Origin of the sequence: Acinetobacter sp. AR2-3 (assembly GCF_001878775.1) — a bacterium.
GTDB classification, from domain to species: domain Bacteria; phylum Pseudomonadota; class Gammaproteobacteria; order Pseudomonadales; family Moraxellaceae; genus Acinetobacter; species Acinetobacter lwoffii_D.
Genome location: NZ_MJIQ01000084.1, coordinates 1 through 26,299, shown reverse-complemented (window position 1 = coordinate 26,299; position 26,299 = coordinate 1). Strand labels below are relative to the sequence as shown.

Below are 26,299 nucleotides of genomic sequence, written 5' to 3'. Positions count from 1 at the left end.
AAAAGTGTCAACACACCCTAGTTTCAGGAAGAGACATAAGCAATGGCCCAGACACGTTTCCCCCAACTCCCGCCGCATGTGCCATCCCGCGGCAGCAAGCTGAGCCGGACTTTTTTCAGGCAGCTTTTTTTGGGCCAAGGCTGGCGTCTGGAAGGTAAATTTCCAGACTTACCTAAAGCAGTCGCGATTATTTCTCCGCACACCTCCAATATTGATGCATGGCTGGGTTTTAATGCCTTGCTTGGTCTCGGTATTCAGATTACGATTTTTGGTAAAGACAGCCTGTTTCGTACACCGCTAAAACCGGTACTGGAATGGATTGGCGTCGTTCCTGTCGTCCGAGATAGTCCACAAGGTCATACCCGACAGATTGTAGACATCATTGAAAAATCAGAACAGATCTGGGTCGGTATGGCACCGGAAGGTTCACGTAAGGCACCGGATAAAATTCGCAGCGGTTTTTATCATATTGCCAAGGCAGCCCATTTGCCGATTGTGATGTTTTCCTTTGATTACGATATCAAGACCATTCATATCCTGGGCATCTACCATCTGACCGGTGATTATGAATACGACCTGGAACAGATTTATCAGCATTATCAAGGTAAATTCTCAGCCAAAAATCCTGACTGGGTGGCCAAGCCGTTACAAAAGCTTTTGAAAAAAGACTAGGCAAATACGGCTTTTTTTGATGTGATAGCCTGAATTTTGTTGATTTAATCACCAGTTTTTATAATGAAATTAGCCCGTTATGCCTTGATTGGCTGCCTTGGATTGAGTCTTGCAGCCTGTGACAAAGCCACTAAAACACCTACGCCTGCCACACCCTTAAAAGCCCGTGAACCTGTCGTCGCCATTGCACTCGGTGGTGGCGGTGCCAAAGGTTTTGCTCATATTGGCGTCATTAAAGTGCTCGAATCACACGGCATCAAACCGAAGATTGTCACCGGAACCAGTGCCGGCAGTTTTGTCGGTAGCCTATATGCCAGCGGCAAATCACCTTATCAGTTACAGCAGATTGCCCTGAACTTTAAAGAATCGGATATCCGCGATTTAACCTTGAACCGACAAGGCATTATCGCCGGGCAAAAATTGCAGGATTTCGTCAATAAGAATGTGACGAACAAACCGATTGAACAGTTCCCGATTCGTTTTGCGGCAGTCGCCACTCGCCTGGACAATGGCCGCAAGGCAGATTTTATTAAAGGCAATGCCGGACAGGCAGTCCGAGCGTCCTGCAGTATTCCGAATGTGTTTGTGCCTGCCGTGATTGGCGGCACCAAATATGTCGATGGTGGTCTGGTCAGTCCGATTCCGGTCAAGACCGCCAAAGATATGGGAGCAGACATTGTGATTGCCGTGGATATTTCTGCCCGTCCGGATGGTAATAAGGATCTAAATATGTGGGGCGTACTAGATCAGACCCTGAATATTATGGGACAGCAAAGCATTAATGAAGAGTTGAGCCAGGCCACTGTGGTGATTCAGCCTAAAGTCGGCCACATCGGTACTTTAGACCTGAAAGCCAGCAATGCCACCATTCTGGAAGGTGAAAAGGCTGCTCAGCTGAAAATCCGTACTATTGAAAAAGCCATTAGCAACTTTAAGCAGTCTCCCGCGGCATTTAAACCGCCACGTCCGGCAAAATTTTGATGCATGAATTTTTTATATTCATCTGCGGCCGCATCTGCTACATTGAAGATCAATCATATAAAGATGATGATTAATTAAATACTTAGCGATATAGGTCACGATATGGAATTAGTTCTTGAACCTTGGCACTGGTTTGTATTAGGCATCCTTCTGATTCTATCGGAATTACTACTGCCCGCATTTGCTGCCCTGTGGTTCGGGATCGGTGCCATCATGGTTGGCGTCCTGTACTGGATGTTCCCGATGATGGGACTGACGACCCAGCTCCTGACCTGGATCGTACTTTCTGTTCTGTGTACGCTGCTCTGGTTCAAATTTATCAAGCCACTTTCCATTGACAAGACCAAAGCCGGTCTGTCGCGTGAAGCGACCATTGGTCAGGTGGGCATGGTGATTCAGACTAATCTGGATCATGGGCAAATCCGGGTGCGCTTTCCGATGCCAGTTTTAGGTTCGGATGAATGGGAATGCCGAACTTTGGACCCAGTTCAAGTCGGAGACCGCGTTCGCGTCGTGGATATTCTGGGTAATGACCTGGTCGTACAACCTCACAGCACGAATTATCAAAATCAATAAGGTGAATAAGCTATGTCTGGTGGTTCTATCATTGTTATCGCGTTTCTGGCCTTTGTTGCGATTACCATTTTTAAAGGTGTGCGGATTGTGCCGCAAGGCTACAAATGGATCGTACAGCGTCTGGGTAAATACCACACCACGCTAAATCCGGGTCTGAATTTTGTCATTCCTTATGTGGATGAAGTCGCCTATAAAGTCACAACCAAAGATATCGTTCTGGATATTCCCTCACAGGAAGTGATTACCCGTGATAACGCGGTTCTGCTGATGAATGCCGTGGCCTATATCAACCTGACCACACCGGAAAAAGCCGTGTACGGGATTGAAAACTACTCATGGGCGATTCAGAACCTGGTACAGACTTCACTGCGTTCGATTGTCGGTGAAATGGATCTGGATGATGCGCTATCTTCACGTGACCATATCAAGGCACGCTTGAAATCCAGTATTTCCGACGATATCTCGGACTGGGGTATTACCTTAAAAACTGTAGAAATTCAGGATATTAAACCTTCTATCACCATGCAGACCGCGATGGAAGAACAGGCAGCAGCTGAACGTCAGCGTCGTGCGACTGTGACTAAAGCTGACGGTGAAAAACAGGCGGCAATTCTGGAAGCGGATGGCCGTCTGGAAGCGTCACGTCGTGATGCCGAAGCGCAAGTGGTACTGGCTGAGTCTTCACAACGTGCAATTGACATGGTGACTTCCGCCATTGGCGATAATGAAATTCCGGTCGCCTATTTACTGGGTGAACAGTATATTAAAGCCATGCAGGATATGGCCAAATCGCCAAATGCCAAGACCGTGGTACTTCCTGCCGATGTGTTAAATACGATCCGTGGTGTCATGGGTCGCCCTAACTAATTTATCTTTTGACTTTATATATAGGCAGCCCGAGGGTTGCCTATTTTTATTGGCGCAAGAAAATCTCAGCAAAAATTGTGAATTTATGGTTAAATTTCGCGTTTATTTTTGAAATCTCCTGGATTCGATGTTGCCTGACTTTCGGATTAAAGTTCCTCGCAGCTGTCTTATTCCTTGTTTCGATCTACTGTCCAACTTAAAAATGGATACCGTATGAGCTCCCTAAATCCAACCTTAATTACTTTTCTTTTCTATATTGTCGCAATGGTGGTGATCGGCCTGATGGCTTATCGCGCGACAAGCAACTTTTCCGATTACATCTTAGGGGGCCGACGTTTAGGGAGTTTCGTAACTGCACTTTCTGCAGGGGCTTCCGACATGAGTGGCTGGCTACTGATGGGTCTGCCCGGTGCGATTTATCTTTCTGGTCTGTCTGAGATGTGGATTGCCATCGGTCTGATCATTGGTGCCTGGCTGAACTGGCTACTGGTTGCTGGTCGTCTGCGGGTACACACCGAAGTTCAGCACAATGCCCTGACCCTGCCGGATTATTTCTCGAATCGTTTTAACGACCAGAAAAAAATCCTGCGTATTGTTTCGGCTTTTGTCATTCTGATTTTCTTTGCGATTTACTGTGCTTCGGGCATGGTTGCAGGTGCGCGTCTGTTCGAAAGCATGTTTGACATGTCTTACAGCACCGCGCTCTGGATCAGTGCCATCGCCACCATCAGCTATGTGTTTATTGGTGGTTTCCTAGCTGTGAGCTGGACCGACACCATTCAAGCCGGTCTGATGATTTTTGCCCTGTTGCTGACACCAATCGTGACGTTGATGGCATTTTCAGATATGTCCCAAGTGACTTTGGCACTGGAAGCTGCTCGTCCTCAAGCAATGAATATTCTGGATGATCTGAGCTTTGTTGCGATTATTTCCCTGCTCGCCTGGGGTCTGGGTTACTTTGGCCAGCCGCATATTCTGGTGCGCTTCATGGCCGCAGATTCGGTCAAGTCGATTCCAAATGCACGCCGCATTGGCATGACCTGGATGATTCTATGTCTTGGCGGTGCGGTGGCAGCCGGCTTCTTTGGTATTGCTTATTTCCAGCAGCATCCAGAACTGGCAGCAGCAGTGAATGCCAATCCTGAAACAGTATTTATGGAACTGACCAAAATCCTGTTTAACCCATGGATTGCAGGTGTGGTGCTTGCTGCTATTCTTGCCGCAGTAATGAGTACTTTAAGCTGTCAGCTACTGGTCTGCTCAAGTACCCTGACTGAAGATTTCTATAAATCTTTCCTGCGTAAAAATGCCTCGCAAAAAGAACTGGTCTGGGTTGGCCGTTTGATGGTACTGCTGATTGCCTTGCTGGCGATCTGGATGGCGGGTAATCCTGAATCCAAAGTACTGGGGCTGGTGGCTTATGCCTGGGCAGGTTTTGGTGCCGCCTTTGGCCCGCTGATTATCCTGTCATTATTCTGGAAACGCATGACCGTGAATGGTGCTTTGGCCGGTATGATCGTGGGTGCAGTCGTGGTTATTTTCTGGAAGAACCTGTTTGCTGACACTGGCCTGTATGAAATCGTTCCTGGTTTTATCTGTTCAATGCTGGCAATTGTAGTGGTGAGCCTGATGGGTAAAGCGCCAACAGCAGAAATTACCGACCGCTTTGAAGAAGCTGAACGCCTGTATAACGAAAGCAAATAATTCTGTATCAACTAAAAAGAGGACTTCAAGTCCTCTTTTTTTATGCAGTTACTTTAAACTTTTTTAGAAAAATAATTTTTCAATCAGCTTTTACGCGTGAGCAGAAACTGGGTAATTTGCATCAACTCTTCCGCCTGACCTTCAAAATGGGCAAGTGCCGTTAAGGCTTGATCATGTAATTGCTGGGCATAGGCTTGGGCCTGCTCCAGACCCATCAAGGCTGGATAAGTCGATTTCTCGACCTGTTCATCCTTGCCGGCGGTTTTACCCAACACTTCGGTATCGGAAATAATATCCAGAATATCATCCTGTACCTGGAAGGCCAGACCAATCGCCTGTCCAAATTCACGCAATTTTGGAATGGCCAGATCGGTGCCTTCAAAGATTGTCACCGCCGCCATCATGATCGCAGCACTAATCAAAGCACCGGTTTTATTACGATGGATGGTTTCCAGTGCTTGCTGATCGATTTTTTTGCCTTCAGACTGCAAATCTAAAACCTGACCATTCACCATTTTCGAAGAAGCGGTCGCCAGAATCTGCATCTGCTTCAGTACAATGGAAGCTTCTACCGCTGGCCCCTGATCAAACAGACGGCTACCCAAAATTTCAAAAGCCATAGACTGCAGGATATCACCTGCCAAAAGCGCGGTATCTTCTCCATAAGCCACATGACAGGTCGGCTGGCCACGGCGCAGCAAATCATTGTCCATACACGGCAGATCATCATGGGCCAATGAATAGCAGTGAATAAACTCGATCGCAACCGCTGCACGGCGCACTGCAGCACTATTCTGGTTGGGTTTTAATGCAGCGGTGGCATAACATAGCGCTGGACGTACCCGCTTGCCACCCAGCATCACAGCATGATGGACTGCCGACCTTAACGGTTCCGGAATGGCAAAGGCTTCCAGAGCGGTCAATAAATCCTGTTGAATGCGATGTTGTGCTTGTGTGAGTGCATGGGTTGATACGTCAGTGATAGATGACACATTCGCCTCGAATACGTAGTCCAGAAGAATAAAATGACAAGCGAATAAATGCCTGTACGCTGATCAGGCATTGTACCTAGAAATGCCTTGAATTTTCAGCCATAAATCGAATTGTTCTACTGAAATTTGCCATTCAACATCAAATAAGCAAGTCAGAGATTTTAAACCATAAAAAACCACCGTAGAACCGGTGGTTTTATTCAGTCTAAAAGTATGCACGGCATTTAAACGAGAACATCTTCTGGTACGCGCACCCAGCCTTCCATCAATACGCGAGCACTACGGCTCATAATCGCTTTCTTCACTTTCCACTCACCATTTTCAAAACTTGCTTGTGCACCCACTCTCAAAGTCCCGGAAGGATGACCGAAACGCACCGCTTCACGCTCTACCCCACCTGCGACCCGGTTCACCAATGTTCCAGGAATGGCAGCTGCTGTACCAATGGCCACCGCAGCCGTGCCCATCATGGCATGATGGAGTTTACCCATAGACAAGGCACGAACTAGAATATCGGTATCTGATTCAGTGACGGTTTTGCCACTTGAAGAGGTATAGCTACTCGGTGGTGCAATAAAGGCAATTTTTGGCGTGTGTTGGCGGGTTACGGCTTCTGCAATATCCTGAATCAGTCCCATCTGTTTCGCCGCATAGGCGCGAATCGTTTCGAACTTTGTCAGGGCTGCTACGTCATTATTGATATGATCTTGAAGCTCGATGCCCTTATAGCCGAGATCTCCCGCATTCAAAAATACCGTGGGAATGCCGGCATTAATCATGGTCACTTCGAAACTGCCAATATTGGGAACTTCCAAAGTATCGACCAGATTACCTGTTGGAAACATTGAACCGCCTTCCGCATCGTCATCGGCTGGATCCAGAAACTCGATCTGCACTTCCGCCGCAGGAAAGGTTACGCCATCTAGTTCGAAATCACCCAACTCCTGCACCTGTCCATTCTGCATCGGCACATGTGCAATAATGGTTTTCTGAATATTGGCCTGCCAGATACGTACCGTGCACAGCCCATTTTCAGGAATACGTTCGGCATCGAACAGACCATTGGAAATGGCAAATGCTCCGACTGCCGCGGTCAGATTGCCACAGTTGCCACTCCAGTCCACAAAAGGACGGTCAATCGACACCTGACCAAATAAATAATCGACATCATGATCAGCGTGTTGGCTTTTTGACAGGATCACCGTTTTACTGGTACTGGAACTGGCGCCACCCATACCGTCGATCTGTTTCCCGTATGGATCTGGGCTACCAATCACGCGTAGTAAAAGCTGATCACGAATCCGGCCCGGCTGTTGTGCTTCTACAGGCAGATCATCCAGCTTAAAGAAAACACCTTTACTGGTGCCTCCACGCATATAGGTTGCAGGAATCTTGATTTGGGCGGCAAAACTCATGAATTATTTCATCCTTTGACTTGTCTTTGTTTTCGTACAGGTTATTCAATATTTATATTCAAAGTATAGTATGTTGAAAGCAGAACTGCTTGACTGCCAGACCTTAGTATAAAAAAACGGCATTTGTATTTTATCCAAGAAAATAGAGAACTCATCAGTAACAGTTTCAATAAAATTAATATATTGATTCATTTATATTTTATTTCAGTTATTTATATGAATATTTTTTATTATTCCTCCAACAATATTTCATTCTTAGGATGGACTAGGCTTCTTTAGTCTGATCAATTACAATCAGCCACTTATCATTTTCCATTGTCGGGCTGAACACTTTGAATAACGAGTCTTCACAACTTCAGCGTGGCTTAAAGAACCGTCATATTCAGTTGATCGCCATGGGCGGTGCAATTGGCACAGGCTTATTCTTAGGTTCCGCACAGGTGATCCAATCTGCGGGTCCTTCTATTATTTTAGGCTATGCCATTGGGGGCCTGATTGCATTTTTAATCATGCGTCAATTGGGTGAGATGATTGTTCATGAACCTGTCGCAGGTTCATTCAGCCATTTTGCTTATAAATACTGGGGAAAATTTCCCGGTTTCCTTGCGGGTTGGAACTACTGGATTCTGTATATCCTGGTGGCCATGACCGAACTTACTGCGGTTGCGAAATATATCAACTACTGGTGGCCGCATATTCCAGCCTGGGCATCGGTACTGTTTTTCTTTATCGTGATTACACTGGTCAACCTCGGCAATGTGAAATTCTACGGTGAATCGGAATTCTGGCTTTCTATCATTAAAGTGACTGCGGTCATCTCGATGATTGTCTTTGGCCTGTATCTGATCCTGACTGCTGATGCTTCTTCAGGCGCATCTTTTAGCAATCTTTGGACCGCGGGTGGTTTCTTCCCGAATGGTTTTGAAGGTCTGTTCTACATGCTGGCATTCTTAATGTTTGCCTTCGGTGGTATCGAACTCATTGGTATGGCGGCTGCAGAAGCTGAAAATCCGGAAAAAACCATTCCGAAAGCCATTAATCAGGTGGTGTTCCGTATTCTGATTTTCTATGTTGGTGCCTTGACAATTCTGTTGTCACTCGTGCCTTGGAATCAGCTTGAGCTTGGTGGTCTGGACAAAAGTCCTTTTGTGATGATTTTCAGTCAATTGGGAATTGGCTGGGCAGCACACTTACTGAACTTTATTATCCTGACAGCAGCACTGTCTGTGTATAACAGTGGCATGTACGCCAACAGCCGTATGCTCTATGGTCTGGCTCAACAAGGAAATGCACCTAAAGTCTTCATGAAAGTGAATAAGCAAGGTACGCCGATTCCTGCCGTATTATTCTCTGCTGTACTGATTTTTGGCTGTGTACTACTTAATTACTTCGTGCCTGAAGATGCCTTAAGTCATCTGATTTACATCGTAGTCGGTGCATTGGTATTGAACTGGGCCATGATTACCCTGACCCATCTCAAGTTCATTCAAAGCATGAAAAAGCTAGGACAGAATACTTCCTTCCCTGCGCTTTGGTCTCCGGCGGGTAATATTCTGGTTCTAGGTTTCATTCTTACGATTCTTTACATCATGTGGACGCAAGGATTCCAGGAATCTATTTTGATGATCCCGCTTTGGATTGTGGTCATGTTCGGTCTGTTTAAGTTACTTAAGCCTAAAAATACCTAGACAACTCCTGTAGCTATGAGTCCTTAAAAGTTATTGCTTCGGCAATAACTTTTTTTTGTATTTTTTACAGTACAATAGCCTTCTTTTCGCGCCCTTAGCTTAACTGGATAGAGCAGTTGCCTCCTAAGCGACCGACGTGGGTTCGAGTCCCGCAGGGCGCACCATCCTTTCAAAATGTGATCTATACTTCAAAAAATTAGCGTTAATCTTCATATTTTTAGAATATTTTTTATACAAAAAATCATTTTTTCTTCATTATTTTATTTCTTTTACTTTCAAATACTTATTTCAAAATGAGGCTATTTTTTGGTGTAAAAACTCTATTTTGATGCTTTTTTAGACTAATTAGTTTTTTCTAGAGCATTTACTCTTATTTTAATTGTGCTATTTTTGTCACATGGAGTAACAAATGATTGCGGATAAATACCCGAAATCTCCAAGAATTTAATAAGTGCAAACAACAACGCTAGATATAAATTTGTACCTCAAGGAAAGACGTAAATGAAATTAAAAACATTAACTACTGCAATGATTCTCGCAACTGTACCAATGACGGGTGCATTTGCAGCAGCTTTAGATCGCTCAGGTCAATCTATCGCAGCGTTTTTACAACCAGGTAATTACTTTGAGGCTGGTATTTCTGTATTAGATCCATCTGTATCTGGTAAAGCTAATGCAGGCTATACTCCTAACCCTGCTATTCCTGCAGCATTAGCTGGTCTTGAGAATACCTCTCTATCAGACATGGGCGAAGATTATTACTTCCCAAGTGCAGCATTAAAGTTTCAAGTAGCTGATAATTTATCAGTGGGTCTTTTATATGATCAACCTTTTGGTGCTGATGCGGCCTATTCAGTTGGTGATGCTGGAGCAAACCCAGCATTAGCAGGTTTGGGTCTTCCAGCTGCATTATTTGCTGGACAAGGCTTATTCCATAACGGCCAAGAAGCAACTGAAGTAGAAGTTACAACCGAAAATTTAACATTCCTAGTAGGCTTCCAACCAACTGAAAACTGGAATCTATATGGTGGTGCGGTATATCAGACCGTTAAAGGGAATGTTCAACTACGTGGTACCGCATACGGTTCTACTATTGCATTAGGCCAATATAATGCAGATATGAAAGAAGATTCTGCAGTAGGCTGGATTGCAGGTTTAGCTTACCAAATTCCTGAAATTGCATTAAAAGCATCATTAACTTATCGTTCTGAAATCGATCATGAATTAGCAACCAATGAATATGGTACAAGCTTAGTTTTAACTGGTTTAGTTCCTGGGCCAGGTGCGGTATATAACGAAAACACTACTACTAAAATTACAACTCCACAATCTGTAAACCTTGATTTCCAAACTGGTATCATGGCTGACACAGTCGCTTTTGCTAATGTGCGCTGGGTAAACTGGGAAGATTTTTCAATTCGTCCTGAACAGTTTGGTACAGTTTCAGAAGCTTTAGGTGCCGCAGGCTTAACCCCAGATAATCCAAATGGTTTTGACTTAGTGGGTTATACAGATGATCAATGGTCAGCTACTGTAGGTGTAGGCCGTAAATTTAATGAAAAATGGGCAGGTAATGTCTCTGTAGGTTGGGATTCAGGTGCAGGCAACCCTGTTTCAACTTTAGGTCCAACTGAAGGTTACTGGAATGTTGGCCTAGGTCTGCAATTCTCACCTGCTGCAAACTACTTTATCGCTGGTGGTGTGAAGTACTTCTGGTTAGGTGATGTTAAAGCTCAACCTGCATCAATGTTTGGTACAGGAAACTCTGTAGCACAATTTGAAGATAACCATGCTTTAGGTTACGGCTTAAAAATGGGCTATCGCTTCTAAGCTCTGATTAAATAAAAACCACTTTCGAGTGGTTTTTATTTTTTAACTCTAATTTTATACACTTGCATATCATTTGCTTGTTTTACAAGCAATTAATCCTGCTCCAAATATTAATTTTTTAAAATTTATCTTTTATTTTTATTTTCTTATTTATCATTTAGTTAATATAAAAATATAGTATAAATACTCTAAGCAACCCTTTTATTTAACCGCCTTAGTTCATTTCTTCAACAGAGCTGAGTATTTACTCTTTTTAAAATTATGTTACTTTCCCAGCACATTTTTGTTACAGATGGCATCAGGGAACGTACCATGAAGCTCAATAAAATTTATTCTGCTATTTTACTTAGTACTCTCCCACTTACACCTGCGTTTGCTGCTGGTTTAGACCGTTCTGGTCAGTCTATTTCTGTCTTTTTACAACCGGGGAATTATGCAGAAGCAGGTATTTCTGTTTTAGATCCAACAGTAAAATCAAGTCAGTTAAATGTGACTGATATGGCAGAAGACTATTACTTCCCTTCTGCAGCAATTAAAGTACAAGCGACTGAACAAATTTCTTTAGGTCTTTTATATGACCAACCATTTGGTGCAGATGCGATGTATAGCCTAGAACAGAGCATGTTTACTAATGGAATTGAAGGCACAAAAGTTGAAGTTGAAACACACAATCTCACGGCTTTAATTGGTTACCAACCTACAGAAAACTGGAATTTCTACGCAGGTCCTGTTTATCAAACCGTACAAAGTACAGTATCTTTACGTGGACTTGCGTACGGGGGTGCTTCTAAACTTGGCAGCTACGACATTAATTTAAGAGAAGATGAAGCATACGGTTGGCTTGCTGGTTTTGCTTATCAAATTCCTGAAATCGCGTTAAAAACTGCGGTTACCTATCGTTCAGAAATCAAACATGAAATTGATACTACTGAAACTTTTGGGTTTGGTGCCATTCAACGACCAAATGCACTCACTGAAATTATAACGCCTCAATCTGTAAATATTGATTTTCAAACAGGTATTGCAGCCAACACTTTAGCTTTTGCCAATATCCGTTGGGTACATTGGGATCAATTTGCGGTCACACCAAAGTTTTTAAATGCTGCTTCTGGCAATAACCTTATTGACTATTCAGATGATCAATGGTCTGCAACCGTAGGCGTAGGTCGCAAGTTTAATAGTCATTGGTCAGGTTCTGCATCTGTTGGTTATGACTCTGGCGCAGGTAACCCTGTGACTACTTTAGGTCCAACTGAAGGTTATTGGAATGTGGGTCTAGGTGGTCAATATAGCCCAGCAGAAAACTATTTTATTCAAGCTGGCGTAAAATACTTCTGGTTGGGTGATGCCACTGCACGTACGGGTACAACAAACGTTGGTGAATTTGAAGACAACTATGCATTGGGTTATGGCTTAAAAATTGGCTATCGCTTCTAAATTAATGCACTGTTAATATCGCATAAAAACAAAGGGCATCAAATGATGCCCTTTATTGTATTCAGCTTCAGATTAAGCTGGAATATCTCTTACTGAAGCACCACGAATTGCTTCTTTTAATGCTGCATAACCATGAATTGCAGGGAATTGTGGGAATTCTGCAATCACATTTTCAGGTGCATCAAATAAGAAACCTTTGTCCGCTTCACTTAGCATCGTGGTGTCGTTATATGAATCGCCTGCAGCAATTACACGGAAATTTAAACCGTGTAAGGCTTTAACAGCTTGACGTTTTTGGTCTGGTTGACGCAGTTTATACGCAGTAATCATGCCATTTTCATCTGATTCTAGCTTATGGCAGAAAATGGTTGGCCAACCCAACTGCTTCATCAACGGATGTGCAAACTCGTAGAACGTGTCTGAAAGAATAATCAATTGGAAGTGTGTGCTCACCCACTCTACAAACTCTTTCGCGCCAGGAAATGGCCCCATTTCTGCAATCACTTCCTGAATATCGTTCAAGCCTAAACCGTGCTGTTTTAAAATATTCAGACGTTGGGTCATCAGTACATCATAGTCAGGAATGTCACGAGTCGTCGCTTCAAGCTCTTTAATACCGGTTTTTTTAGCAAAGTTAATCCAGATTTCTGGAACCAACACGCCTTCTAAATCTAGACATACGACTTCCATGAACATTCCCTCTGAGTTGTATTGAAAAAATTTTGCACTATCATAGCTGAAGCAACAGATTTTGTACTGTACTTTTTTAAATCTATTTTTTTCATAAGTATTTATTTTTTAGTGATAAGTCAATTAAATCAATTCTATTAAAATAGATGTGAAATTAATTAATATAGGCCATGTCCTTTCCAAGCCTATATCGCCAGGACTCTCATGACCATCATTCCTACTATTGATCGTATTGATGCGCTTGCATCTGAATATGCTGATAAATCGCCCAATGAAATTTTGACACTTGCACTGAGCCAGCAAGGTGAAATTGCGATTTCATTTTCTGGTGCTGAAGATGTTATATTGATTGATATAGCGTCGCATCTCGGTAAACCGTTCCGGGTATTCAGTCTGGATACTGGCCGTCTACATGCAGAAACCTATCAGTTTATTGAACGGGTGCGTAAGCATTACAACATCGAGATTGAAATCTGCTTCCCTGAAACGGATGCAGTACAAAATTTAGTGACCACCAAAGGTTTATTCAGTTTCTTTGAAGATGGCCATCAGGAATGTTGCGGCATACGCAAGGTTCAACCGCTGCGTAAAAAACTGGCGACGCTGGACGGCTGGATTACCGGTCAGCGCAAAGACCAAAGTCCGGGTACACGCAATGAAATTCCTGTGGTTCAGGCCGATCCAGGTTTCTCCGGTCCTGGAAAGCAGTTGATTAAGTACAATCCTCTAGCCAACTGGTCCAGTGCAGATGTCTGGAGTTATATCCGTATGATGGAAGTACCTTATAATACCCTGCATGAGAAAGGTTTTGTTTCAATTGGCTGTGAACCTTGCACCCGCCCTGTGCTGCCAAATCAGCATGAACGCGAAGGCCGCTGGTGGTGGGAAGAAGCCACCCATAAAGAATGTGGCTTACATGCTGGCAATCTAAAAAAATAAAGTTAAGTTTTATCATTCCTATTGATTGAAAGACTATTTTTTAATAAAGATAGTCTTTTTTAATTGATAATTTTACATTTAGTGACAAGATAGAAATTACCTTTTATCGGGATAATATTATTTTAATTAAAGAATTGATAAAATTTTAGCTCATTGATTTATTTGCATAAAATGTGAAATTGAACACAATGCTATTCTTCTAATAACACATAATTATTAAGTTACACTCCACTTCGCCTAGAAAATACTATTTTTAGAAATCTATTTTAAAACTAAAATTTTCACATTTCATAAACTTAGGAAGATATTTTGTTCTTGTCAATAGCCACTTTTTCACAGTTGAGGCAAGATAAAGCAGTTCATTTATATGCTAAAAAAGATATACTTTAAAAACTAAAGTAATAATTCTAACAAGGCCTTTTAGCAAAAAAGCCATAGAGAATGCAGTGAGGCAATCCACGCTATGCGTCCATTACATCCAATTGATTTTATTTTCTTAACTTTAGAGAAACGGCAGCAGCCTATGCATGTAGGTGGACTATTTTTATTCCAAATTCCCGACAATGCGTCAGCTTCCTTTATTCAGGATCTAGTCACGGATATCCAAAATTCGAAATGCTCTCCAATCCCACCTTTTAACAACTATTTAAACGGCCTGTTTTGGGATGAAGACCAGGAATTTGATTTAGATCATCATTTTCGTCATATTGCCCTGCCAAAACCGGGCCGTATCCGTGAATTGCTGACCTATATTTCTCAAGAACATAGTGCCCTGATTGATCGTGCCAAACCTTTATGGACCTGTCATATCATTGAGGGCATTGAAGGTAATCGTTTTGCCATGTATTTCAAAATTCACCATGCTATGGTGGATGGAATCGCTGGCATGCGTCTGGTAGAAAAGTCGCTTTCACATGATCCAAATTCCAAGAGTATTGTACCGCCATGGTGTGTGGAAGGCCCACGTGCCAAACGCCTTAAAGCACCTAAAGTGAACAGGTTTAAAAATGTCCTGCAGACCATTAAGGGGCAACTGGAATGTGCGCCACGAGTTGCTTATGAACTGTCGCAAACCGTCATGAAAGATATGGGACGCAATCCGGATTATGTATCCAGCTTTCAGGCGCCAAGCAGTATTCTGAATCAACGCGTCAGTGCTTCACGTCGCTTTGCAGCCCAGTCTTTCGAATTTTCACGTTTACGTCATATTTCTAAGGCATTGGGCGTGACCATTAATGATATCGTCCTGGCCATTTGTTCAGGTGCATTACGTGAATATTTATTATCGCAAAATGCCTTACCGAAAAAACCGTTAATTGCTATGGTTCCAGCTTCTGTTCGCAGTGACGATTCAGATATATCCAACCGTATTACCATGATTCTGGCCAATCTGGGCACGCATAAAGAAGATCCGCTAGAACGTCTCAAGATCGTACGCCGCAGTGTACTGAGTGCCAAAGAACGCTTCAAACGTATGAATGCCAATCAAATCTTGAACTATAGTGCTTTTGTCTATGGTGCAGCGGGTCTGAACATTGCCTCCGGTTTAATGCCGACACGTCAGGCGTTTAACGTGATTATTTCCAATGTACCTGGACCACAAGAGCCCCTTTACTGGAATGGTGCACGTCTTGAAGCACTTTATCCGGCTTCTATCGTACTGGATGGTCAGGCTCTAAATATCACCATGACCAGCTATCTAGACAAACTGGAAGTCGGCTTGACCGCATGTCGTAATGCCCTGCCGAAAATGCAGAACTTGCTAACACATCTGGAAGAAGAAATTCAACGTTTTGAACTTATTGTAGATGGCGAACCTGTCCCAAAGTTACGAGCGGTAAGCTAGCCGCGGATGAATAAATAAGATAGATGGACTGCCAAAGATGCTGATCATTTTTGCCAGTCTTTGAGCACAGAATAAAGGGACCGATCTGGTCCCTTTTCTTTATTTTTGAAATCTTTTTAAATTATTTTAGAACTTTTTGGAAGACTTCTCGATTTAAACGTCTACCAAATTATTTTTGACAAGTTAGAAACAATGCACAAATGCAATCAGCTTTTAATAGTACGGCACTGTTGTAATAATTGATGGCAGACGTTACGGATCATGCTCGCGGTAATTTGAACTTCATTACCACGCTCATCAACGATATATCCTGCATGCACAGTCTTTGGTTCTAATACGTGTTTTAGGCCTTTATGGATTACTGCTTTACTCATACTCATCACACACTCCTTTTGCTAAGCCTGAAACTGGGAGAAACGGCTTTGGCTAATTCATGCATCTAGTATTGTAAATAAAGGCCCTGTTGTAAAATTTCAGATGTAACAAGTGTTTAACGATATTCTGTTACAATTTCAGCTGAGAATGATATCGTATTGCTCTTGCGTATACAGATTTTCCACTTGGAACTTAATCACGCGATTAATGAAATGTTCTAGATCAGCGACTGCAGGCGCTTCTGCCGTCAATAATCGATCAATGACAGCAGGATGCGCGACGACAGTAAAGCCACTCTGTGACTCATAAGCACGGGCATAACGCAGAATTTCCCTGAATATTTCGTAACATACTGACTCGGCTGTTTTGACATAACCACGTCCCTGACAAGTCGGACAAGATTCACAGAGCAAATGTTCCAGCGACTCACGGGTGCGTTTCCGGGTCATTTCTACCAGGCCCAGTTCCGATACCTGAGTAATCTTGGTCTTGGCATGGTCACGTTCCAGCATGCGCTCAAACTGTTTCATTACTTCTTCACGATGCTGCGCTTCCTGCATATCAATGAAATCAATGATAATAATTCCGCCCAGATTACGCAGCCGTAACTGACGTGCGATAACATCCGTCGCTTCCATATTGGTTTTAAAAACCGTATCTTCCAGCGAACGACCACCAACATAAGAACCAGTATTGACATCAATTGTGGCCATGGCTTCAGTCTGGTCAATCATCAGATAGCCGCCGGACTTCAATGCGACACGAGTTTGCAATGCCTTTTGCAGGTCTTCTTCGACATTATACAAGTCAAAAATTGGCCGTTCACCCGGATAATGCAGCAAACGGTCTTTCATGTTCGGAACAAATTCTTCGACAAATTCCTGCAACTTGGCATGAATTTCACGTGAATCTACGTAAATTTTGGCAGTTTCTTCATTGGCCAGATCACGAATCACCCGCTGCGGCAAAGGCAATTCTTCAAAGATCAAAGACGGTACTGCAATAATCTTTTGCTTGCGCTGGACATATTCCCAAAGCTTGGCCAGATAAGCCATATCCTGTGCAATGGCTTCTTCTTCAATCCCTTCTGCCGCAGTACGTACAATCACTGAACCTGGCAGCTTATGTTCTGCCTGAATCCGCTCAATGATCGAACGCAAGCGATTGCGCTCTTCCTCGGATTCAATCCGTTGCGATACACCGATATGATTGCCATATGGCATCAGCACCAAATAACGCGAAGGAATCGACAGATCGGTAGACAGGCGTGCGCCTTTGGTACCGAGCATATCTTTCATCACCTGAACCGTGAGGACTTGTCCCGGTTGAAGTAGCTCAAAGACATTCGGGGTTGGCTGATTGCGGGGCCAGACCATATCATTGATATGTAAAAACGCAGTACGAGAAAGTCCGATATCCACGAAAGCAGCCTGCATGCCGGGTAAGACCCGCACCACTTTTCCTTTATAGACATTCCCTACCAGGCCACGCTTGGCCGTACGCTCGACAAACAGTTCATTGACCGTGCCGTTTTCAATTAACGCGACCCGACATTCCATCGGCGTGACGTTAATCAACAACTCGTCAGACATAACTACACTCAAAACATTATAAGAATTCTTTTCAGCAGTTAATTTAGTGCCTTAACCGTCTGTAATAACTGTACTGTCTCATATAAAGGCAAGCCAACCACATTGGAATAACTGCCCTGTATTTTTGGAATATAACGTGCTGCAATTCCTTGAATTGCATAAGCCCCTGCTTTACCCAGTGGCTCACCTGTCGCCCAGTAACTTTCCATATCTGCAGCGCTCAGGATTTGAAATTCGACCTGTGTGCGTACCACTATACTGTATTTTTCATGCTTTGTACGAACACAGACACCGCTATATACATCATGCCACCGACCGGAGATTTTTGTCCACATTTCAATCGCATGTTGTTTGGATTCAGGTTTGCCCAAAATCTCCTGATCCACCCCCAAACTGGTGTCCGCAGCAATAATAATTGCATCAGGATAAAGCTCTGCCACGGCATCGGCTTTGGCACGTGCCAGACGTTCAACATAGGCTGCGACCGACTCGCCTGCTTGTACAGATTCGTCGATCTCGGGACTGTAAATATCGAAGCTCAGCCCGAGTTGTTGCAATAACTCGCGACGCCGGGGTGAGCTCGAAGCTAGAATTATATGCGCCATTTTTTGAGCATATAATAAATAGCAGGCCAAACCAGAATACTGGTCAGCATCGGAATCCAGTGCCGTGCATAAGAAAATTGCACGCCAGCTATAATCTGGGTAAAAAAGATCATCAGCAGATATGCGACAATCGCCAGCCCCATAATCACCCAGAGATTATTAAAGGTCAGGATACGGCGTTCACGGGTCAGAAAGCGAGCTAAAAAGGCAATAATGATAAAGCTCAGCGCATTCAGACCCAAAGGTGCATCCAGCAGCAGATCAATAAAAATACCCGTACCAAAGGCAAACCAGATCCCGCACCAGGTTGGCTGACATAACACCCAGAAGAGCATGATCATCAGCATAAACAGCGGACGCCAGCCCGAGAGATTATAGGAAAGTGGATAGACCATTAAAATAGAAGCCACAATCACCGAAATGACGATGGCCATTAAAGGGTCACGATGCTTTCTGGATTTCATCTTAGCGATTGACATGCGGTTGCTCCATCGCTAATGAATCGGAAAATAACACCACCACATGATGTCCACCGGCCAGCTGAGCCGCAGGCGTCACATCAATCTGGGCAAATTCACCAGAATTATGGCGTTGTACTTTAGATACCTGCCCCACCAGATAACCTGCCGGAAAATGTTGTCCCAAGCCCGAACTATAGACTTTTTCACCGACCTTGATATTGGCGCTGGTCGGTACATATTCCATTTTTAAACGTCCCAGATCACCTGTGCCCGAAACAATGGCACGCATACCGGTATGTTCCAGGCGCACTGACAGTGAATGTTCTTTATCGGACAACAGCATGACCCGGCTACTATGCGGATAGACATTGATAATCTGTCCCATGATACCCTTGTCATCCAGTACCGTTTGCCCGACTTTCAGCTCGTTATTTGAACCCCGGTTGATCACGATAATATGCCGTAATGGATCGGCATCGGTACCAATCACTTCGGCAATTTCAATACGTCCATCAATGATCAATGGCGTGTCCAATAGACCGCGCAAACGTGTATTTTCAGCAGAAAGTTCAGAGATTTTTTGTAAGCGTACCTGTGCCTGTAACAGCTCGGCCTGCATCGCGGTATTTTCCCGACGCAACTGAGCTTCAGACTTGGTTTGTTGATTCAACCACTCTCGCGACAATACCGGATAACTGGCCACCGCATAAATAGGATTATAAGCAGCGTACAGTACATCCCTTGCAGGTTGAACAACATGCGGCATGCGCCAATCAAAGAAAAGCACCACCAGGCATGTTACCAATGCAATGATAAAAGAGCGAAAAGATGGCGGTTGTCGAGAAAACAGATGTGCTTGCACCCGCCGAATCCTTTTCTTAGCCTACGAATAACATGTCATGATTTGGGTTGTCGAAAAATTCGAGTACCTTGCCTCCACCACGTGTCACGCATGATAGTGGATCTTCTGCAACCACGACTGGCAGGCCTGTTTCTTTGGCAAGCAGCTTGTCCAGGTTACGTAGCAATGCACCACCACCAGTTAACACGATACCGCGTTCAGCGATGTCCGAAGAAAGCTCAGGAGGTGTGTGTTCTAGCGCAGATTTCACAGCAGACACGATGTTTTGCAATGGATCAGAAATCGCTTGGGTGACTTCGTCAGAATTAACCACGATTGCGCGAGGCACACCTTCTGCGAGGTTACGGCCACGAACTTCAATTTCAAGCGGTTTAGCACCTTCATCTGGCAACGCCATACCCACTTCTTTTTTGATCACTTCAGCAGTGGTTTCGCCGATCACACAGCCATGCGCTTTACGCACATAGTTAATGATCTGCTCATCAAAGACATCACCGCCAATCCGTAAAGAGTCTGCATAAACACAACCTTGCAGGGAAATGATTGCAATTTCAGTGGTACCACCGCCAACATCGACCACCATCGAACCACAAGCCTGCTCAACTGGCATACCTGCACCAATCGCTGCTGCCATTGGCTCTTCAATTAAACGTACATCACGTGCGCCCGCATTAAACACGGCTTCACGAATGGCACGGCGCTCAACCAGAGTCGATTTACATGGCACGCAAACCACGACACGCGGTGCCGGAGTAAATAAACGGTTTTCATGTACTTTGCGAATGAACTGATTCAGCATGGTCTCAGTGACTTCAAAATCCGCAATCACACCGTCTTTCATAGGACGGATCGCTGAGATATTGGCTGGGGTACGACCTAGCATTTGCTTCGCTTCAAGACCGACTGCCGCAACAATTTTATGTGAACCACTATGACGGATGGCTACAACCGTTGGTTCATTTAATATAATGCCTCGTCCTGGCGCATAAATAAGTGTATTTGCTGTACCTAAATCAATGGCAAGATCGGGCGAAAACAAGCCTATTAGTCGTTTTAGAATCACGGGGACGTTCTCAGTTAAACTTTATATGGACGCAAGGTCGCCACTTTAACTAAATGTGATGATTTGGACAAGTCAATCGCTTATCATAACGCATGATAATTTGAATTTTTTTAATACTGATTAGGTAATATTATGTCTACATCGGATGCACAGCATTCTGCAGATTTAAGTGCAGAAACAGTTTCAGCTATTGCCAACCTTGCAAGGTTATCTCTCAATGATACGCAATCTGCTGAATATGCTCAAAGTTTAAATAAAATTTTAGGCATGATGGAAACCCTGAAAGGCATCAATACCGACGGTGTTGAACCACTGAAAAGCCCTTTCGACCACCCACAGCCTTTACGTGAAGATGTCGTGTCGGAAAGCAATCATCGTGAGGAATACCAAGCAGTTGCACCTACTGTACAGGACGGTTTGTATCTCGTCCCACGCGTGATTGAGTAATTATTACCCAGTTCATTCTTTTTATTAAATTAAACGTAAAGAATTATTTCTCATGACAGATTTACACCGCTTATCCATTCGTGAACTGACTGAAGGTTTGGCAAATGCTCAATTTTCATCCCGCGAATTGACTCAACACTATTTAAAACGCATCGAAAAAATTGATGCACAGGTCAAGGCTTATGTGACCGTGACTGCTGAACAGGCATTGGCTCAAGCTGATGCTGCCGATGCTGCAATCAAAGCTGGCAATGCCTCTGCCCTGACTGGTGTGCCAGTTGCCCACAAAGATATTTTCTGTACCCAAGGCATTAAAACCACTGCCGGTTCAAAAATGCTGGACAATTTTATCTCTCCTTACGACGCAACCGTTGTAGCGAAAGGTAAAGCTGCGGGCCTGGTCACTTTGGGTAAAGTGAACATGGACGAATTCGCGATGGGTTCGACCTCTGAGAACTCATATTACGGCGCAACTGCCAACCCTTGGAACCTGGGCCATGTCCCTGGTGGTTCTTCAGGCGGTTCTGCAGCAGCTGTGGCAGCGGATTTGGCACCATTTGCAACTGGTACTGACACCGGTGGTTCAATCCGTCAACCTGCATCATTCTGTGGTCTGACCGGTCTTAAACCGACTTACGGTCGTGTATCGCGCTTCGGTATGATTGCCTATGCATCATCACTAGACCAAGGTGGTCCAATGGCACGTTCTGCAGAAGACTGTGCTTACCTGATGAATGTCATGGCCGGTCATGATGCCAAAGATTCAACTTCAATGGATCAAGTGGTAGATAACTATGTCGCGAACCTGAACGCTACCTCAGTAAAAGGTTTACGCATTGGTATTCCAAAACAGTATTTTAATGTTGCTGGCCTAGCTGAAGATGTTAAAGCACGTGTCGAAGAATCACTTAAAAAGTTAGAAGAAATGGGCGCTACGCTTGTTGAGATCGACCTCAACATGACTGAAAGCTATGTTCCGACTTATTACCTGATCGCACCTGCCGAAGCTTCTTCGAACCTATCACGTTTTGATGGCGTACGTTATGGCTATCGCGCAGAAAATCCTGTGGACCTGATGGACCTGTACAAGCGTTCACGTTCAGAAGGTTTTGGTGCAGAAGTGCAACGCCGTATCCTGATTGGTACGTATGCCCTGTCTGCAGGTTATTACGATGCTTACTATGTAAAAGCACAGAAAGTACGTCGCCTGATCCAGCAAGATTTCCTTAAAGCATTTGAATCGGTCGATGTCATTGCAGCACCTTCTGCGCCAACGACTGCCTATAAAATTGGTGCAGATTTAACGCCAGTTGAAATGTACCTAGGCGATATTTATACGCTTGCGGTAAATCTGGCAGGTCTTCCTGCGATTAACGCGCCTGTCGGTTTTGACCAAAATAACTTGCCAGTTGGCTTACAGCTGATTGGTAATTACTGGTCAGAATCTCAATTGTTGTCTGTGGTACATCAGTATCAACAGGCCACAGATTGGCATACAAAACGCGCTGCAATTGCTGAGGAGAATGCATAATGGCTCAAGCTCAAAAATCGGCTAAACCAAAATCTAACCTGATTGAGGGTTGGGAAGTCGTTATTGGTATCGAGATTCACACCCAGCTTGCCACCAATACCAAAATTTTCTCGGGTTCATCGACTGTATTCGGTAATGATCCAAACACCCAAGCCAGCCTTGTAGATTTGGCCATGCCGGGCGTATTGCCGGTATTGAATAAAGAAGTGGTGGATCTTGCGATTCGCTTTGGTTTGGGTATCGATGCCTATATTGATCAGGCTTCTGTATTTGCACGTAAAAACTATTTCTACCCGGATTCACCAAAAGGCTACCAGATTAGCCAGATGGACAATCCGATTGTGGGCTTGGGTCATATCGACATCCAGCTTGAAGATGGCACGGTTAAACGGATTGGCGTAACCCGTGCACACCTTGAGGAAGATGCAGGTAAATCGATTCATGACCAGTTTGAAGGCATGTCTGGTATCGACTTGAACCGTGCCGGTACGCCACTGCTTGAAATCGTATCTGAACCAGATATGCGTTCGGTTGAAGAAGCGGTTGCTTATATTAAAGCGATTCATACGCTGGTGCGCTGGTTAGGCATTTCTGACGGCAACATGGCAGAAGGTTCATTCCGTTGTGACTGTAACGTGTCTTTACGTCGTCCGGGTCAACCCTTCGGTACGCGTTGCGAATTGAAAAACCTGAACTCATTCCGTTTTATTGAACAAGCGATCAATGTTGAAATTGAACGTCAAATGGAAATTCTAGAATGGGACGGCACCATTGATCAGGAAACGCGTTTATTCGACCCCGTGAAGATGGAAACGCGTTCTATGCGTTCAAAAGAAGAAGCGAATGATTACCGCTACTTCCCAGACCCAGACTTGTTGCCTGTGGTGATTGCTGATGAGCAAATCGAAGCAATTCGAGCGACTATGCCTGAGCTTCCTGCTGCACGTCGTGCGCGTTTCGTGGCGGACTTTGGTGTGACTGAGTATGATGCTCACGTTCTTACACTGACTCGTGAAATGTCAGAGTTTTACGAAGACGTGGTGAAAGCTGCTGGTGGCGCTGCGCAAGGTAAGATTGCTGCCAACTGGGTGATGGGTGAATTCTCAGGTGCTTTAAACAAAGCAGGTTTAGATTTGGCTGACTCTCCTGTTTCTGCTGAGAAACTGGGCGGTATGATCGCGCGTATTGTGGACAACACGATTAGCGGTAAGATCGCAAAACAAGTATTCGGCTTTATGTGGGACGAAGGCAAAACTGCGGACGAAATTATTGTTGAGAAAGGCTTGAAACAGGAAACTGATACAGGCGCGATTGAAGCGATTATTAAGGAAGTGCTTGCTGCCAACGAGAAGATGGTTGAAGAGTATAAATCTGGTAAAGAGAAAGCTTTTAACGGTCTAGTTGGTCAAGTGATGAAAGCATCTAAGGGTAAAGCCAACCCTGCACAAGTGAATGAGTTGATGAAGAAATTGATTGGTTGATTTAAACCATTAATTTGAATAAAAAAGCCTCGATTTATCGGGGCTTTTTTATATACTAAAACATCATAATTATTTGAATAAAAATAATGGAATCAATCGATGTCATCGTAGCTCTTATTGGCATAGTAGTAGCAATATTCTCTATTCCTAAATCCTTACATGCAATCGGCGAACACAAACGTAAAAAGTTTAAGGACGAATTAGATAATTTTATCGAATATTTTGAAAAATTTTATAAAGCAGATGAAAGTAAGTATCCCAAATTATTAAGAGATAAAGCTGCTCAAAATATTACTCGCTCCAAAGATATGAATGCAGAATTACTTCACTATTTAATCAATTTACATGAAAAGGGTTTAGTAAACTTTGATCAAGCCACAGATCATTACTACTGGGGAAGTAGATTTCTTACATATAACAGCAATAATAATGTAATTACTTTTAAAACAAAGAGATATACCTCAAGTAATGTATCCAAGTTAAATTATGTCTTGTATGCTTGTTTCCTTACTTTAGCTATATTTACATTAGTTGGATGGATTGAGTTTTTAAAAGTAACTTGGTTCGATAATATAATTAGTATCGCATTGATTATACTTGCTACAAGATTCTTAAATACTGCCGATGATATGAAAGAAGCTTTAAATTTTCTCAAGCTGATGAAGAATAGTGCTGATAAAGATGAATCTAAAGAAATGAATGAAACTGATAGTTCTATCGATTTGGCATCCTGAACCCAACTCTGCACAAGTAAATGAATTAATGAAGAAATTGATTGGTTAAAACTGATTAATTTTGGAATAAAAAACCCGCTTTAGAGCGGTTTTTTTATTTTTTCAATAATTTCTTTAATGTTGGCATTAATCTCTTCTACATGATTAAAAAACTGTTCTGATAAGTTTTCTCTAGCAATTTTTGACTCAATGATTTTATGATCGGCTTCTGTTCTATCTTTTTGCAAAAGACGTACTGCTTTGGTTAATTTTTTTGAAGATCCTATTTTTTCTTCAAACAATCCTAATAACTCTAACTTACTAATATCTCGTCCTGATTCATATACAAAATCCTTATCCAAACAATCTTTATTATTTCTAAGAAAATCTTTTAAAGTTTTCTGATTAATATTATCTGGTCCGACTAATTTAAAGAGTTCACTACAACTATCAAAATAAGATTTTTGAGTATTTTCGACTGGAGGACGGCAATAAATATTTTGTACTTTATTAAAAATATTATTCTCAAACAGTGAGTTTAATGACTCTAAGTTGTTAGTTAAATCTGATAATTCATCAGTATAGTTCACCCACGCACCTTCATAATTTCTATTAAAGAATTTTTCATAGGCTTCGTCATTAGGGAGAAAATCTAATTCATGGATATTAAGCTCGTGCGAATGCCAATATCTTTGTTCAAATTCGCTCATGTTAGCCAAATCTTTATATATGGCAACAATGGCTGATTTTCCATTTGCTAATGCTTTTCTACCATGTCTAACATGGATATATCTTTCTTCAGGTGTTTCTTCAGAACAAATATAGATATGCCCACCTGATCTAGAATCATCGAGTTCATAATATTCAGGATAATCAAAATATCGAGCTAATACAGATTCATCAAAAAGTACCTGTGATAACTGATGAGCTCCTAGATATAATCTTTTCTTATACTCTGGAATACTTTTTCTAACTAAATCACTAGAGTAAAAAAATTCTTCTAGCATCTGCTTTGAAGGAAAATATATATGCACCTTAATCGGAGTAAATTCAAATTCTCTCGTTTCTGAGTCTATTGATATTTGAGACAATTCGACATTTGCATTGATAGTCCCATAGTTCGCAGCTACTAAATCTTCCATAGCACGCATGACAATTGAATTATCAATTTCAATTTTATTTGCTATTTCTGAACTAGCGGTTCCACCAAATGATTTATTCCAATTTTCTATTGAAATTTTTTCGATATTTTTCTGTATTTCATCTAATTTCAAGGAAAAACTCTCACTTTTCTAATTATGACGGTATAACATGTTAATTTATAAAATCTTTCCAACTTTATTCAAGTGATAATTCTCAACGTAAAATAACATGACCATTAAAAAAGTATCCTCCATCACCAAACTTGAAGACTTAGGACGTATCCAGCTTCCCTAATCCCTCTAAATTTCCCTTTAGAAAAGGGAGACTTTGTCATGTGATTAATTGGATACGCGTAGTTCCCTCTCCTTTATTAAAGGAGAGGGTTAGGG

At 42.9% G+C, this 26,299-nt stretch carries 24 protein-coding genes and 1 tRNA gene; 15 read left to right on the top strand and 10 right to left on the bottom strand.

Translation table 11 applies throughout. From position 1 onward, the window contains the following. The first annotated feature begins 42 nt into the window (after nt 1–42). The 5 genes from BFN00_RS14255 (at nt 43) to putP (ending at nt 4,800) form a co-directional block, all read left to right on the top strand. Nucleotides 43–672, top strand: coding sequence for a 1-acyl-sn-glycerol-3-phosphate acyltransferase (locus BFN00_RS14255; RefSeq protein WP_044111216.1), 630 nt, complete (start codon nt 43–45; stop codon nt 670–672). Between the two features lie 63 nt (nt 673–735). Continuing rightward, entirely contained in the window at nt 736–1,653 is a 918-nt protein-coding gene (locus BFN00_RS14250; RefSeq protein WP_044111219.1) for a patatin-like phospholipase family protein, read from the top strand. A 102-nt stretch (nt 1,654–1,755) separates the two neighbouring features. Next, nucleotides 1,756–2,229 (top strand): NfeD family protein, encoded by a 474-nt coding sequence (locus BFN00_RS14245; protein WP_005104688.1) that lies wholly within the window; start codon nt 1,756–1,758, stop codon nt 2,227–2,229. Between the two features lie 12 nt (nt 2,230–2,241). Next, nucleotides 2,242–3,096 carry an SPFH domain-containing protein gene (locus BFN00_RS14240; protein WP_004279377.1) on the top strand — a complete coding sequence of 285 codons (855 nt, stop codon included), beginning with the start codon at nt 2,242–2,244 and terminating at the stop codon, nt 3,094–3,096. Between the two features lie 213 nt (nt 3,097–3,309). After that, nucleotides 3,310–4,800 (top strand): sodium/proline symporter PutP, encoded by a 1,491-nt coding sequence (putP, locus tag BFN00_RS14235; RefSeq protein ID WP_071852209.1) that lies wholly within the window; start codon nt 3,310–3,312, stop codon nt 4,798–4,800. An 83-nt stretch (nt 4,801–4,883) separates the two neighbouring features. Here the strand turns inward: putP and BFN00_RS14230 are convergent, their stop codons facing one another. Beyond that, the gene (locus tag BFN00_RS14230) at nt 4,884–5,792 is read right to left on the bottom strand and encodes a polyprenyl synthetase family protein (protein WP_071852208.1); all 909 of its coding nucleotides are present in this window, start codon (nt 5,790–5,792) and stop codon (nt 4,884–4,886) included. A gap of 224 nt (nt 5,793–6,016) precedes the next feature. Next, the gene (gene prpF / locus BFN00_RS14225; protein ID WP_071852207.1) at nt 6,017–7,207 is read right to left on the bottom strand and encodes a 2-methylaconitate cis-trans isomerase PrpF; all 1,191 of its coding nucleotides are present in this window, start codon (nt 7,205–7,207) and stop codon (nt 6,017–6,019) included. A gap of 332 nt (nt 7,208–7,539) precedes the next feature. Here prpF and BFN00_RS14220 point away from each other — a divergent pair, with 332 nt between their 5' ends. From BFN00_RS14220 to BFN00_RS14205, 4 genes are all read left to right on the top strand, one after another. Next, a complete protein-coding gene (locus tag BFN00_RS14220) occupies nt 7,540–8,895 on the top strand; it encodes an amino acid permease (protein ID WP_071852206.1) in 1,356 nt (451 codons plus the stop codon). An 88-nt stretch (nt 8,896–8,983) separates the two neighbouring features. Beyond that, a tRNA-Arg gene (locus BFN00_RS14215) sits at nt 8,984–9,059 on the top strand. Nucleotides 9,060–9,396: 337 nt separating this feature from the next. Continuing rightward, nucleotides 9,397–10,725: an OmpP1/FadL family transporter gene (locus BFN00_RS14210; protein ID WP_071852205.1), complete on the top strand. Its 1,329-nt coding sequence runs from the start codon at nt 9,397–9,399 to the stop codon at nt 10,723–10,725. Between the two features lie 312 nt (nt 10,726–11,037). Continuing rightward, nucleotides 11,038–12,162: an OmpP1/FadL family transporter gene (locus BFN00_RS14205; RefSeq protein ID WP_071852204.1), complete on the top strand. Its 1,125-nt coding sequence runs from the start codon at nt 11,038–11,040 to the stop codon at nt 12,160–12,162. A 72-nt stretch (nt 12,163–12,234) separates the two neighbouring features. On the opposite strand, the gene thrH is transcribed toward BFN00_RS14205, so the two are convergent. Next, nucleotides 12,235–12,852: a bifunctional phosphoserine phosphatase/homoserine phosphotransferase ThrH gene (gene thrH, locus BFN00_RS14200; protein WP_071852203.1), complete on the bottom strand. Its 618-nt coding sequence runs from the start codon at nt 12,850–12,852 to the stop codon at nt 12,235–12,237. A 204-nt stretch (nt 12,853–13,056) separates the two neighbouring features. Between thrH and BFN00_RS14195 the strand changes: the two genes are divergently transcribed. Both BFN00_RS14195 and BFN00_RS14190 read left to right on the top strand, forming a co-directional pair. Further along, a complete protein-coding gene (locus BFN00_RS14195) occupies nt 13,057–13,791 on the top strand; it encodes a phosphoadenylyl-sulfate reductase (protein WP_071852202.1) in 735 nt (244 codons plus the stop codon). 463 nt (nt 13,792–14,254) lie between these two features. Then, nucleotides 14,255–15,637 (top strand): WS/DGAT/MGAT family O-acyltransferase, encoded by a 1,383-nt coding sequence (locus tag BFN00_RS14190; RefSeq protein WP_071852201.1) that lies wholly within the window; start codon nt 14,255–14,257, stop codon nt 15,635–15,637. A 206-nt stretch (nt 15,638–15,843) separates the two neighbouring features. On the opposite strand, the gene BFN00_RS16015 is transcribed toward BFN00_RS14190, so the two are convergent. From BFN00_RS16015 to BFN00_RS14165, 6 genes are all read right to left on the bottom strand, one after another. Beyond that, the gene (locus BFN00_RS16015) at nt 15,844–16,017 is read right to left on the bottom strand and encodes a PA1571 family protein (RefSeq protein ID WP_004646222.1); all 174 of its coding nucleotides are present in this window, start codon (nt 16,015–16,017) and stop codon (nt 15,844–15,846) included. Between the two features lie 132 nt (nt 16,018–16,149). Beyond that, nucleotides 16,150–17,604: a ribonuclease G gene (rng, locus tag BFN00_RS14185; RefSeq protein ID WP_044111231.1), complete on the bottom strand. Its 1,455-nt coding sequence runs from the start codon at nt 17,602–17,604 to the stop codon at nt 16,150–16,152. A gap of 38 nt (nt 17,605–17,642) precedes the next feature. Continuing rightward, complete coding sequence (locus BFN00_RS14180) at nt 17,643–18,209, bottom strand: Maf-like protein (RefSeq protein ID WP_005107586.1); 567 nt, start codon at nt 18,207–18,209, stop codon at nt 17,643–17,645. After that, entirely contained in the window at nt 18,197–18,688 is a 492-nt protein-coding gene (mreD, locus tag BFN00_RS14175) for a rod shape-determining protein MreD (protein ID WP_004730376.1), read from the bottom strand. The genes BFN00_RS14180 and mreD overlap by 13 nt, the downstream gene beginning before the upstream one ends. Beyond that, nucleotides 18,675–19,532 (bottom strand): rod shape-determining protein MreC, encoded by an 858-nt coding sequence (gene mreC / locus BFN00_RS14170; protein ID WP_004279362.1) that lies wholly within the window; start codon nt 19,530–19,532, stop codon nt 18,675–18,677. Before mreC ends, mreD begins: the two co-directional genes overlap by 14 nt. 16 nt (nt 19,533–19,548) lie before the next feature. Beyond that, the gene (locus tag BFN00_RS14165; RefSeq protein ID WP_004279360.1) at nt 19,549–20,595 is read right to left on the bottom strand and encodes a rod shape-determining protein; all 1,047 of its coding nucleotides are present in this window, start codon (nt 20,593–20,595) and stop codon (nt 19,549–19,551) included. Between the two features lie 132 nt (nt 20,596–20,727). On the opposite strand from BFN00_RS14165, the gene gatC reads away from it, so the two are divergent. From gatC to BFN00_RS14145, 4 genes are all read left to right on the top strand, one after another. After that, a complete protein-coding gene (gene gatC, locus BFN00_RS14160) occupies nt 20,728–21,042 on the top strand; it encodes an Asp-tRNA(Asn)/Glu-tRNA(Gln) amidotransferase subunit GatC (protein WP_044111232.1) in 315 nt (104 codons plus the stop codon). A gap of 52 nt (nt 21,043–21,094) precedes the next feature. Then, nucleotides 21,095–22,573, top strand: a complete 1,479-nt coding sequence (gene gatA / locus BFN00_RS14155) for an Asp-tRNA(Asn)/Glu-tRNA(Gln) amidotransferase subunit GatA (protein ID WP_004646217.1) — start codon at nt 21,095–21,097, stop codon at nt 22,571–22,573. Continuing rightward, nucleotides 22,573–24,054: an Asp-tRNA(Asn)/Glu-tRNA(Gln) amidotransferase subunit GatB gene (gene gatB / locus BFN00_RS14150; protein ID WP_044111233.1), complete on the top strand. Its 1,482-nt coding sequence runs from the start codon at nt 22,573–22,575 to the stop codon at nt 24,052–24,054. Before gatA ends, gatB begins: the two co-directional genes overlap by 1 nt. Before the next feature lie 86 nt (nt 24,055–24,140). Then, nucleotides 24,141–24,788 (top strand): hypothetical protein, encoded by a 648-nt coding sequence (locus BFN00_RS14145; protein WP_044111234.1) that lies wholly within the window; start codon nt 24,141–24,143, stop codon nt 24,786–24,788. 80 nt (nt 24,789–24,868) lie between these two features. Here BFN00_RS14145 and BFN00_RS14140 read toward each other — a convergent pair whose 3' ends face one another. Then, entirely contained in the window at nt 24,869–26,041 is a 1,173-nt protein-coding gene (locus tag BFN00_RS14140; RefSeq protein WP_044111235.1) for a hypothetical protein, read from the bottom strand. Nucleotides 26,042–26,299 lie beyond the last annotated feature (258 nt).